This window comes from Tumebacillus avium (assembly GCF_002162355.1).
Lineage (GTDB): Bacteria > Bacillota > Bacilli > Tumebacillales > Tumebacillaceae > Tumebacillus_A > Tumebacillus_A avium.
Genome location: NZ_CP021434.1, coordinates 622,840 through 634,878 on the forward strand (window position 1 = coordinate 622,840; position 12,039 = coordinate 634,878).

General features: G+C 58.6%; 8 protein-coding genes. All 8 read right to left on the reverse strand.

The window, feature by feature from the left end:
• Nucleotides 1–125 precede the first annotated feature (125 nt).
• Entirely contained in the window at nt 126–998 is an 873-nt protein-coding gene (locus tag CBW65_RS03185) for a DMT family transporter (protein ID WP_087455558.1), read from the reverse strand.
• Nucleotides 968–3,157 (reverse strand): DEAD/DEAH box helicase, encoded by a 2,190-nt coding sequence (locus CBW65_RS03190; protein ID WP_087455559.1) that lies wholly within the window; start codon nt 3,155–3,157, stop codon nt 968–970. Before CBW65_RS03190 ends, CBW65_RS03185 begins: the two co-directional genes overlap by 31 nt.
• A gap of 98 nt (nt 3,158–3,255) precedes the next feature.
• Nucleotides 3,256–4,560 (reverse strand): amidohydrolase, encoded by a 1,305-nt coding sequence (locus CBW65_RS03195; protein WP_087455560.1) that lies wholly within the window; start codon nt 4,558–4,560, stop codon nt 3,256–3,258.
• A 155-nt stretch (nt 4,561–4,715) separates the two neighbouring features.
• Nucleotides 4,716–5,786: a methyltransferase domain-containing protein gene (locus tag CBW65_RS03200; protein ID WP_332457832.1), complete on the reverse strand. Its 1,071-nt coding sequence runs from the start codon at nt 5,784–5,786 to the stop codon at nt 4,716–4,718.
• An 82-nt stretch (nt 5,787–5,868) separates the two neighbouring features.
• Nucleotides 5,869–6,612 (reverse strand): UMP kinase, encoded by a 744-nt coding sequence (gene pyrH, locus CBW65_RS03205; protein WP_087455561.1) that lies wholly within the window; start codon nt 6,610–6,612, stop codon nt 5,869–5,871.
• Nucleotides 6,613–6,740: 128 nt separating this feature from the next.
• On the reverse strand, nt 6,741–8,078 hold the full coding sequence (locus CBW65_RS03210; protein WP_087455562.1) for an ATP-binding protein: 1,338 nt from the start codon (nt 8,076–8,078) through the stop codon (nt 6,741–6,743).
• Nucleotides 8,071–9,444 (reverse strand): TerB N-terminal domain-containing protein, encoded by a 1,374-nt coding sequence (locus CBW65_RS03215; RefSeq protein ID WP_087455563.1) that lies wholly within the window; start codon nt 9,442–9,444, stop codon nt 8,071–8,073. The genes CBW65_RS03210 and CBW65_RS03215 overlap by 8 nt, the downstream gene beginning before the upstream one ends.
• 288 nt (nt 9,445–9,732) lie before the next feature.
• On the reverse strand, nt 9,733–12,015 hold the full coding sequence (locus tag CBW65_RS03220) for a M20/M25/M40 family metallo-hydrolase (protein ID WP_087455564.1): 2,283 nt from the start codon (nt 12,013–12,015) through the stop codon (nt 9,733–9,735).
• Nucleotides 12,016–12,039: the final 24 nt, after the last annotated feature.

Genomic DNA, 12,039 nt, shown 5'->3' on the forward strand with positions numbered 1-12,039 from the left:
CGGTACAGCAGTGACGCTTTAGTCCTGTGACGCTAACGTATTCGACAGTATAATTATGTATTCCTGCAAGTGCAGCATGGACTTGTTCTTACTCATTATTGACTATAAACGGCCACGATGCAAGGTTATCCCCAAATTCCAAGCAAAATCACTCCCGCCGTGATCAAAATGGAGGCGGCGATGCGCTTGGGCCCCTGTTCTTCCCGCAGCAGGAAGATGGCCAGAAACGTGCCAAACACGGTGCCGATCTCCCGCATCGGGGCCAGTTGCGAGACGGGCGCCATCCAGAGCGCGAACAAAAACAGGATGTAAGCGCCAGGGGCGAGCACCCCGCCGAGCAGGATGGTTTTCCAGTTTGCCTGCCATTCCTGTTTGATCATTCCGGAGCGTAAGGCGATGTAGGAAAGGGCGATCAGGTTGCCTACGTTGGTCGCTTCGTTGAGGGTAAGCGGCGGGACGTAGGCAAGCGTGATTTTGTCGTACACGGTGTAGGATGTGATGATGATGCCGACGGCGAGAGCGTAATAAACTGGCTTCTTCGAAGCCGCCTGAATACGCCATCCACCGAGGGATAGCACGCCTGCAACGATGAGAGCGACACCGAGCCAGCCGTAAAAAGTAAGCGATTCGCCTAGCAGCAGCACGCCCAACAACGGAACGAGCAACGGGCTCGTTCCACGCATGATGGGATAGACTTGGGACATGTCGCCAATGGTGTAGGTTTTGGCGAGCAGGATCACGTACAGGCCGTGCAGGGCCATCGTGCCGAGGAGCAGGAGATAGCCGGTCGGCTCAATGCTGTGGCTTTGCAGTTCGTAGATCACGGTAGGCAGATAGACGAGGATCGCCACCCACTGGGTCCACCAGAGGAAGACCGATTTGTTCAGGCTTAGTTTCGTAAACAGGTTCCAGACCGAATGGAACATGCCGGAGAGCAGCACGAGCGCGATTGGCAACAGGGTCTGGGTCATGAACTGCTGCCTCGAATTGATTTCCATTTCTGCTCCTGCACCCAGAAGCGCAGCCCTTCGACGTCGCGCTCGATCTCGTCTTCGATCCAGCGCTGGATGTTCAGGGGCAGGTATTCCGCAAACTTGGTGGGCGGCCCGCCTTCCGCTTCGGCGCTGCGGCCCATCATCAGGTATTTGAGTTCCGCTTTGCGGGTCAGGACTTCGACGAGGAAGGTGACCAGCTTTTTGGCAAATCCGTCCGGGATCTCCCCGCCCTCCAACGTGATCGAAAAGGCGGACTGCTTGACGGTCAGTCCCAGCTCCAACTCGCGCAGCCAACCGCGCAAAATCGTCGCCAAAGCATTTTGCCTCCGTGTTCCGGCAAAATCGTGCAAGGTCAAACTCCTCGCCCCTTCACGCAACACGCGCACGCCCGGTTCGAACCCTTGCTGTTTCGCCCCCATCCGGGCTTCCTGCAGGCGGTGCCAGGCGCGGGGGTGCAGGTAGTCGAAGTCTTCCGTTCCGGTATAGATCGCGTAAATCTTCTCGGCGATCTGCGGGTGCACCTGACGCCCGCCGGAGAGCCAGATCGGACGCTTGCCGTCAAAAGCCGGTGTGACATAGACGGTGGCGCGCTTGTCATCGATCTCGGTGATCTCCCACGTTGCCCCGCTGAGCAGCACCGTTTCACCCGGCATGACCAGCGGCGACGCTTCGATCGTGCCGACCAGACGGGTGCCGTGCATGACTTTGTACAGAGCGGGCGACTTGAAGACGGAGTAAAAATCCCGCGAGCGCACCAGACGCTCCCCTTGAATGCCGGGGATGCATTTGCCTTCGACCACTTCCAGCCAGTCCTCGCTGAACATCCACTCCAACAACTCACGAACGCGCGGCGAAGACAAACCCGCAAACGTCGGGTTGGCGGCGATTTCGTCGAGCAGTTCATCGCGGAAAACGCCTTGGCGTTCCGTGCAAAGGGCGAGGATCTGATGGAACAGCAGGTCGTACACATCGCGGCGCGGCTCGGGCGGCTCGATCCATTTGTCGAACAAGAGCTCCGTCACCGCCACCGCCTGCACCAAGTCCTCCTCTTCGGTCGCATACATCATCAGGTAGGAGTCGGCCCCTTCGCGGCGTCCTGAACGGCCGAGACGCTGCTTCAGCGATGAGACCGAATAGGTGGCGTCGAGCTGCACGACAAGGTCGAGCGAACCGATGTCGATGCCGAGCTCCAACGTGTTGGTGCTGACCACGGTGAGCGGCAGATGGGTCGAGCGCATCTGCCCTTCGATCCACTCGCGCTCCCCTTTGTCGATCGAGGAGTGGTGCGGGTAGTAGCGCTTGGTGTACAGGGGACCGCCGAGCTTGCTGCCCGTTTCATTCAGCTTGTGGGTCAATTCTTCGACCTGACCGCGCGAGTTGCAGAAGAGGATCGTTTTTTTGTCTTTGGTCAGGTCGTAGATGTCGCGCACCAAAGTTTGCGGGAGCGTAGCGTTTTCTTTGCCGAAGTAATCGGCTTGGAGGAAGATCTGGCGCTTGCCGTCGCCGGGATTAAGCACTTCGACCTCGTCCGGTGCATCGGCGTGCAGGTAGTGCTGGGCGATCTCCGGCGAGCCGATTGTGGCGGAGAGGCCAACCATGACCGGGGTCTGCTTTATATAGCGGCGCATGCGGTGCAGGAGCGACTGGACATGCAGGCCGCGGTCGCTTTCGAGGAAGGCGTGCAGTTCGTCGAGGATGATAAACTCCACGTCTTGGAGCAGTCGGGGCACTTTTTCCGTGTGGTTGACGAGCAAGGATTCGAGCGACTCCGGGGTGATCTGCAAGATGCCGCTCGGATTGTCGAGCCAGGTCATCTTTTTGCTGCGCGAGACGTCACTGTGCCATTTCAACAGCGGGATGTCGAGCGTGTCGGTCAGGCGTTCGATCCGTTCAAACTGGTCGTTGATCAAGGCGCGCAAGGGCGAGAGGTAGAGGACTTTCAGGCCCTGCAGCCCCCGTCCGGTCTGGCCGGCCTTTTCCAGTGCGCTCAAGATCGGCAAAAAAGCCGCCTCGGTCTTCCCCGAGGCGGTTCCTGCCATCAGCAGGCAGTGGCGCTTTTGCAAAAGCACCGGCACAGCCGCTTCCTGGATCGGCGTGAATTGCCGCCACTCCATGTCCCAGATTTTCTTTTGGATGGTCGGACTTAAAAGCTCAAAGGTCATCGAGGTTCCTCCCCCATGGCAAGACGGCCGTCTTCACTAGCAAGCTGTTCGTGTCACGTTCTTGTGTATCTTCTCATTCTATCCTTCTGCTCACGCTCTTAAATCCCTGCTGTGATCTGCTTTGCGCGTTCTTCGATTTCGGCGATCAGCGCTTGCTCGTCCAGTTTGGTCAACTTGCGGCCTTTCATCAGCACTTCGCCGTTGACGATGGTGGTGTGGACGTCTGCGCCGTTTGCGCTGTAAGCGAGCAGAGCGGTCAGGTCATGGTGCGGGCGGAGATGGGCGGCATGGGTGTCGACGAGGATCACGTCCGCCTTCTTGCCCGCTTCGAGGGTGCCGATCTGGCTGTCGAGGGCGAGGACTTTCGCGCCTTCGCGGGTCGCCATGTGCAGGACTTGCGACGCGTTCAGGGCGGTCGGGTCGAACGTCTGCACTTTTTGCAGCCACGCCGCCGCTTTGATCTCTTCGAACAGGTCGAGCGTCGTCGCTGAACCGGGGCCGTCGGTGCCAATGCCAACCGTGAGGCCGGCTTGCAGGTACGAGGTGACCGGCGCGATGCCGCAGCCGAGCTTGAGGTTGGAGACCGGGTTGTGCGCGATGCCGCCTCGGAGGTTGGCGCTGCGCAGGATCTCAATGTCCCCTGCCGTCAGATGCACGCTGTGCGCCAACACGACGTGGTGGTCGAACAGCCCGACCTCTTTTAAATACTCAGTCGGCGTCAGGCCGTACTCCCGGCGGATGATCTCCACTTCTTCGGTCGTCTCCGCCAAATGGATATGCAGCGGTGCGTTGAACTCTTCTGCCAGCTTGAAGATCTCTTGCAAAAAAGCGGGCGGGCAGGTATGCGGACCATGCGGGCCGGCCATGACGGAGATGCGCCCGTCTCCTGCCCCGTTCCATTTTTCAAAAAGCGCCCGGGCCTCGGCGAACCGCATCTCCTGTCCGTCCGGCGCGTCGATCATCCCCCGGGTCAGCGATGCGCGCATGCCGGAATCGATCACCGCCTGCGCCACGCTGTCGGTGAACACATACATATCGGCGAACGTCGTCGTGCCCGACTTGATCATCTCGGCCGCCGCCAGCAGCGTCCCGAGGTAGACGTCCTCTTGCGTCATCCGCGCTTCGGCCGGCCACATTTTCTGTGACAGCCACTCCATCAGGCGCAAGTCTTCCGAGAAGCCGCGCAGGATGCTCATCGCCGCGTGGTTGTGGCAGTTGACCAGACCGGGCAGTGCAGCCATCCCCTGCGCGTCGATCACTTCATCCGCCTGCGCTTTTTTCTCCGCAGGCACCTCGCCGACCGCTGTGATCAGATCCCCTTCGATCAGCAGATCCCCATGGATCGGCGTCACCGTCTCCCCTGTCATCGTCAAAATCATCGCGTTGGTAATCAAAAGGCTCATCTTCAAAAACCCCTTTCGGAAATTTGGTGATGAGCCCATCGTAAAGGCTGACGCTGCGTCAAGCGCAAGCCCTTTTTGCAAATGCACCGCGAAGGAATTTCCGGTAACCGTGACCGATTCCGGCAAGCTCAGAAACTGCGCAGTTCATCTTTTCTTTAGCGAATCGGCACAGCGAACAAGATATGCAGGAAGTCGTTGACCTGCTTGGCCTGAGCCACGTAACCTTTGTCTGCGAACCATTTCAGCAAAAGCGAGCGGTCGGCGTAATACTCGTCTGCGATCTGCTCCCAAAGGTCAGCTTTGCCTGCTGCCAGGAACTCGCCCTGCACCGCCGTGCGCTTCTCTTCATTTTCAAACATCAGGTCGGTGATGCAGATTCGCCCGTGCGGCTTGAGAACGCGGCGCATCTCTTCCAAGGCGAGCAGCTTCTGCTCGTCGGTCAAATGATGCAGCGCATACGATGTGACGACAAAATCAAACTGGTCATCCAGATACGGCACGGCGAGGAAATTCCCCAACTTCGTCTCAATCTGCGGGTATTTCGCGTGGCACTGGCGAAGCATTTCCCGCGACTGGTCGGTCCCGGCGATCTCAATGCCCTTCGCCAAAAAGCGCCCGGCCAAATTGCCTGTCCCGATGCCGATCTCCAAGCCTCGTTCGCCGACGCGGGGATTAACTAGCTGGCAGGTCAGGTCGAGCGCTTCGTTGTAGTTCTGGTGCGGGTTGAACTCCGGCTCGCGGAGCACCGCTTCGTCATACTGTGCCGCCTGGCGGTCAAATCCCCAGCGGTCATTCCACGTCTTGCGCAGGTCGCGGTAGCCTTTTGCGCTGTCGACGAGCTGGTGGATGTCCTCCCAGACCAGCTCTTGTTTTTCCTTGGCGTTGCCAATCATCCGATCCAACGTCTCAATCATTCCTTTCAGTTCAATCCACTGCGAAAACATCACGGCGCGCTGCAGTTCGAGGTAATACAGCACGTCCTGCTCATCTCCGGCGTCCAACTCGTCGAGCACCTGTTTGATCTCCGGGATGCCCATGCCAACTTCACGCAGCGAGATGATCGTCTGCAAGCGCCACGCCTCTTTTTCCGTAAACGAGCGATACCCGTTCTCTTCGTTTTTGTCCGGCGTGATCAGCCCCTTTTGCTCGTACCAGCGGATGGTGCGGGTCGTCACTTGCAGCTTGTCGGCGATCTCTTTGATCTGTACACGTCTCAGCGGTACCACCTCCTGACTTCGTTGCCTTTATTGTAAACGTTAACGTTACGTCAAGGTAAAGCACAAAAAAAAGCCCCTTTTTGCAAAGGGACTACTCCAGACTTCTTATGGTCGTGGGAGAGAGGTAGGTGCCGATGTTTTCGCCCAGGCAGATGCTGCGCATCGAATCGCGCTGGTCGAAGTCGAAGATATGCAGCGGGATGCCGAAGTCGCGGGCGAGGATCATCGCCGACTGGTCCATCACCTTGAGGTTCTCGCGCACCACATCATCATAGGAGATCGAGTTGTAGCGCTTCGCCTCGGGATCTTTTTTCGGATCGGCCGAGAAGATGCCGTTGACGCCGTTTTTCGCGACGAGGATCGCGTCACACTGCAGTTCCAGCGCACGCTGCACCGCCGGGTAGTCGGTGGTGACGTACGGCTGGCCTGTGCCGCCGGCGAGGATGACGATGTAGCCTTTGTCCAAGTGATGGGTCGCGCGCAGGCGAATGAACGGCTCCGCGATGAAGTTCATCTGATGCGCCGTCATGACGCGCACTTCGCGGTCGGAGCGCGCCTTCAGCACGCCGCGCAGCATCAGCGAGTTGATCACCGTGCCCAGCACGCCGATGTTGTCCGCCTCCGCCCGGTCGATGCCCCACGTTTCCGCCACGTTGCCGCGGAAGATGTTGCCGCCGCCGATGACGATCGCCACTTCGACGCCGAGGTCGATGACGGAAAGCACCTCGCGCGCAATATGCTCCAGCGAATCCGGGTCGAAGCCAAATTCGTCCTGGCCTGCCACCGCAGCTCCGCTCAATTTAATCAGCACTCGTTTGTATCTCGGTTCTGTCATCCAAGCTGTCCCTCCCCTTCAAGTTCCTGCAATATTATATCCAGAGCGCTCAGGATTTGCACGGTTTGGAAAACGGATGGCAACGCGTACCTACTGATTTTATTCAGCATGCTTGCCTTTTCTTCCACTTAGTCCAGCGTTCGTCCCACAAAGCGGCGCGATTCCTGGCCCGCCAGTTCGAGGCGTTCCATGAAAATGTCGCTTTTGCTCATCTCCGGATTCTGATGCAAGACGTTCAAGATCCCGATAAACTCGCGGATCAGTTCGCGCGGCGTGATAAACTGGACGCCGCCCGGGCGGGAGAGGGCTTTTTGCACGATCTCCAACATGTTGTTGTCGCTGACCAGCGCCGCGATGTTCTCCACCTGATACAAGGCAGCGTAGATATCGCGGATCTTCTGCAAGAGCACAAACAGCTCTTCGGCCGACAACGGCGCCAGTTTGATCACCGGCTGGCGCAGGTCGCGGTATTCGTGCGTCTCGTATTGGTTCGGCAACAGGCGCGACTTGAGCGCTTTGTAGGAAAAGAGGCCGCGGCGCTCGTCTTCCAGAAAATCGGTCGTGCCCATAAACAGCACCATCAGGTGTTCGGCGCGGCCTTGGGTGCATTCGTTGTAGAACTCCAGAATCCGCTCGTAGTTCTTGGAGCGCGCGCCGGCGTGGTCGATCTTGTACAGGTTGACCGCTTCGTCGAACAGGACGAGCAGGCCGCCGTAGCCGATCGACGCGATGAACTTGGTCATGACTTTCAGGTAGTCAAACCAATTGTCATCGTTGATCACATCGCGCACGCCAAGGTCCTTTTTCGCTTCCGTCTTGGTGCGGTATTCGCCGCGCAGCCACTTGATGCAGTGCTCCTGAATCGTTTCGTCGCCGCTGAGGTAGGCCTGGTAGTATTTCGTCAGCACGGTGGCAAAATCAAATCCACCGGACAGCTCCTGCACGTCGCGGACGACACCTTGCACCTCCTGGCTGACCAGCCGGGTGAAACGGGTGTCCGAAGCGTCAGGAATGCCGTCGAAGTCATGCTCGACGGCGACCTTTTGCTGCAGATCGGACAGCCAGCGCTCGATCAGGGAGCGCAGAGCGTTGCCGTTGGGCTTGGATTTGGTGGAGAGGTTCTGCATCAGGTCGGAGTAGGTCGCGACGCCTTTGCCGTCGTGGGCGTAGAGGCGGCGGTTGGCGGTCAGGTCGGTGTAGGCGACCACGAAGTTTTCCTTGTAGGCGATAAAGCGGGTCAGGGTGGCCATGAAGCTTTTGCCTGTGCCGTAGTCGCCGATGAGAAACTTCATGCCGGAGAGGCCGTCCGCCGCGCCGTGCAGATCTTCGACCAGCTGCCGGATCTCTTTGACGCGGCCGACCACGACGTGCTCAATGCCATCCTGCGGGACGACGCCGCCGCCCATCGATTGGACGATGGCGTTGGCCTGGCGCCGGGTCAGTTTGTTGTTAAGAGCTTCACTCATGGTTGCAAATCCTCCTCATGCCGTCTTCATACTCCGCCTCCAGCGCGACCGTCTCCCCGTCATCGAAGAGGATCGGTTCCAGCCCGGCGTCGATCGCTGCCTCGTTGATGCTCATCACCGCAGCGTCGAGGAACATCCGTCTGCTCTTCAGCCAGTCGGACAAGCTCCGCCGCGACGTTTCGCCGCTGCAGGTCAGATGGCGGAGGAAGTCCTGCTCGCCGGCGTTGAGCGACGCGAACAAGTCGTCCAGTTCGCCCGCTTCCGGGACGGAGAAAAGCGAAGTGAGCAAGTCGCCATCCGCCTTTTTCTCCTGTTTCTCTTCCTTAGGCGGGGCAAACAAAAGCTCCTCTTTCGCCCCTTCTTCCTGCATCATGTCCACCAGCCAGTCGGTCTCTTCGGAAAGAGCTCTCACCCGCGAAAAATCGAGCTCGATCGGCTGCTCGGGCAGGTCGTGCGCCATCAAGGGCGCCGGGATGTCGGGCGCTTTGTCGCGGACTGCTTTCGGCTTGGGCGGATAGGCTGACTCCAATTCGGCAAAATAGACGGCGACGCTGTCGTCGTATTTGAGCAGGGGCTTGCCTGCGGTGCGGCGGATGAGATTCTCGGCGCAGCGCAGCCCGTTTTTCACCCAATGCACAAACGTGCCGGCATACTCGTAGCGGCGGAACCCGTCGATGTAATACTTCTCGTGGATCGGCGTGTTCGAGAACAGGTAGATCACCGGCTCATCCGTCCAGCGCGCAAACTTGTCCAAAGGGTGCATGCCTTCGCGCTGCATAAACGCCCGGAACGCCGCATGCATCATCCCTTCGATCTCCGACTCGATCTCCGGCATCCGCTCCCGATAAAATCCGGTCTTGGTCATCCCCGCCACTTTCAGCAACATGGCCATCGGGATGTCCATCCCGCCGTAGCGGTACCAGGACAGTTTTTCATACAGGTCGCCTTGCGGGCCTTTGGTGTACCAATACAGCGCGTTGTCCAACTCGCCAAGCTTCAGGTACAGGTCGCCGATCCAACGCACCAGCGTCACGTCCAGCTTGGGCTGGATGCTGTGAAACTCTGCGTAAAATTTGGTCAGGCGCTCCACCGCCCGGGCCGGATCGTTGATATATTCAAGACTTAGCAGTTCGTAAATGTGAAGATTCATATAGGACAGGCTCGTCTTCTTCACAACTCCGTGTTCCCAAAGTCCGCGCCAGTACAAAAACCAGCGCAGCTGCGCCTTGTCCATGTGCTCGTGCTTGGGCCAATTGTGAAAGAACTCAACTTCTGGGGCTGGTGTTCCCGCTTCTTCTTTCCATCTCGCCACTAGGGCGCGGAATTCCTTTGCTTTCACTTCCCCGAGTTCCAGAGGCCTTGACACCTCCTTTATCCGATGTCCTACTCTTCATCGTACATCATTTGGGGAGAAATTGCATGTGCATAGAAAAAAGGCGGTCAGGTTCGACCGCCTCGCAGGTAATCTTGAATGCCCAGATAGAGATAAGCGGCTAACATCGAGCCGAAAAAATACGTTTTGACAAACAGAAACGCCGACACCCCGACCGGCACGGCCGACCCCAACCACCCATGAATTGCTCCAACGTTACCTGGATCATACAACCCACACCTCCAAAATAGAAAAACCCCTCCATATGGAGGGGTTCATCGCTTACAGGTCGTGCTTTTTGGTGATCAGGACGCGTTTCATCGCCATGATCGTGTCCGGGCTGTCGGTGTACGATTTGCCGGCAACGTTCGGGAACCCGTAGGAGGTGTCTTCCACGTTGAGGGTCACTTTGCCTGCCGGTTTGATCTGCAGGGTCAATTCGAGACCTCTTTCCGGAGCGGAGTCGTAGTTCAGGATGAACGGCAATCCTTCCGCTTCAAACGTTTTGCCCCAGACGCTGCCGCCGATGATCGGGCTGCCCGTCATGGCGCTGACCGAGATCTCGCGAGCGCCGCGCTGGGACGTGATCTTGAGGCTCAGCGTGCGCACGTCGCCGTCCGTCTTGTCAGACAGGACTTCCAGCTTCGGCGCTGCTTCTTTCACTTCCGGAGCATCTGCGTACATGTAGTTGCGCTGGAACAGCGGATGCAGCACTTCGCTCAGCGGGCCGGATTTGGGATCGGTGGTCAGGAACTGCTCCAGCCACGGATCGTCAAGCGGGGTCGCGGTGGCAAATACCGCTTTGCCGCTGTCGTCATTTTTGCCGTAGATGACGCTTGCGTACGTCGGGTTCTGCTCCGAGATATCCAGCGCAAAGCCGGAGACCAGGAAGATCACCAAGGCCGACGCGACCATCGCGGTCGGGAAGCGCCAGGTGCGAACCGACATCAAGGACAGCACGTGCGGCACCAGCAGACCCATCATGATCGCGAGGAGCGCAAAGACGACGCCTGCGAGCGACAGGGAGACGAGCACCAGCACGAGGTAGACGATCGGCGCAAACAACAGCACAGCCGGAACGGCGAGCAGTGTTTGGATCACCGCGTCTTTCAGCGTTTTGATCTCGCCGTCCGGCGACTTGATCAGGAGGTACCAGCCGATCAGCGAGAAGAACAGCGGCCAGGCGAACAGGTAGGAACCGCCCGGCAGCAGGAACGTCACCGCCAAGGTCAGGAGCCAGAACAGGATGATCGAGCCGCCCATCAGGTTGGCTGCGGTCGACCAGCGGCGAATCCAGATGTAGAGGCCGGAGAACACTGCGATCGAAAGCAGAGCAAAGCCCCAGGAGTAGACGTTGAAGAAATCCGGGTCGTTGACCAGGTTGTAGGTCATGTCCGGCTGCAAGGCGTTGACCAGCATCCACACACCCATCGCCACACCGCCGGTGACAGCGATGGCGAGCAGGAAGCCGAGGAAGCCTTTGAGCAGGCCGCCCGCACGCAGCACGCCGCTGCGCAGGCCGGTGATCAATACGAAGAGGAACATGATGGAGACCACAGCGGTAATCGGGATCACCCAGGTCTGCGAGTAGTCGACCAGCACGTGTTTGAACACATTAAAGTAGACTTGGTTTTGCCCGGTGCCCGTGTTGTCCAGGGAGTCGAGCATGCCGAAATGCTTGGTCAGAGAGAGCATGTACGAACCATGGTGCTGCAAGCTCTCCGGGTCCATCGTCTCCACGGTGTCGATGCGGTTGTGGTAAGCGTTCAGACCGATCGCATACGCGAAGTTCAAGCCGTTCATGTCCGCCCCTTTGAAGACGGTCAAGTCGGTGTCGTTCGGAAGCAATTTGTACATATCATAAAGCATGGAGTTGGCGACCGGATGCTCCGCCGCTTTGGTGAATTCGTTCATAATAAAGCTGTTGCCGTCGCTCGTTTCGAACATGAAGGACGGACCTTTGTAGCCGCGCGCTTCGAAGTTCAGCACGAGGCCGACGTCTTTCGCCCACGGGTGCTCTTTGACAAACGCGTTGGCGCCGAGCAGCCCCGCTTCTTCCCCGTCGGTGAAGAGGAAGATCACATCGTGTTTCAACTGCGGGCCTTCTTTCAACGCGCGCAAGGTTTCCAGCATCGCGCCGACGGCCGCGCCGTCATCGCTTGCGCCCGGAGCGGTCGCCACCGAATCGTAGTGGGCGGCGATCAGGACCGCCTTGCCGCCGTCTGCGGTGCCTTCGAGGCGGCCGATGACGTTTTGGATGTGGCCCGAATACACGCTGCCGTGCGTATAGCGGGCCGAGTCAGCTTCCTGCACCTGGCCTTCGATGCCAAGCGCCTTCAGCTCGTCGAGCAGATAGTCGCGCACTTTCGCGTTTTCCGGCGAACCGGTCGGATGCGGAACTGCGGCGATCTGCTCAACATGCTTCACAGCGCGCTCAGACGAAAACTGGTCAGCCGGACCATCGGCCGGCAGCACGTCCGGAGCGGACACCTGATTCAAGCCGAAGAAAACAGCTGCAGACAGAATCAGCAACACAAGGAGTGAACGTAAAATGTTGTTTTTCATCCCTTATTTCCTCTCTGTAACGTT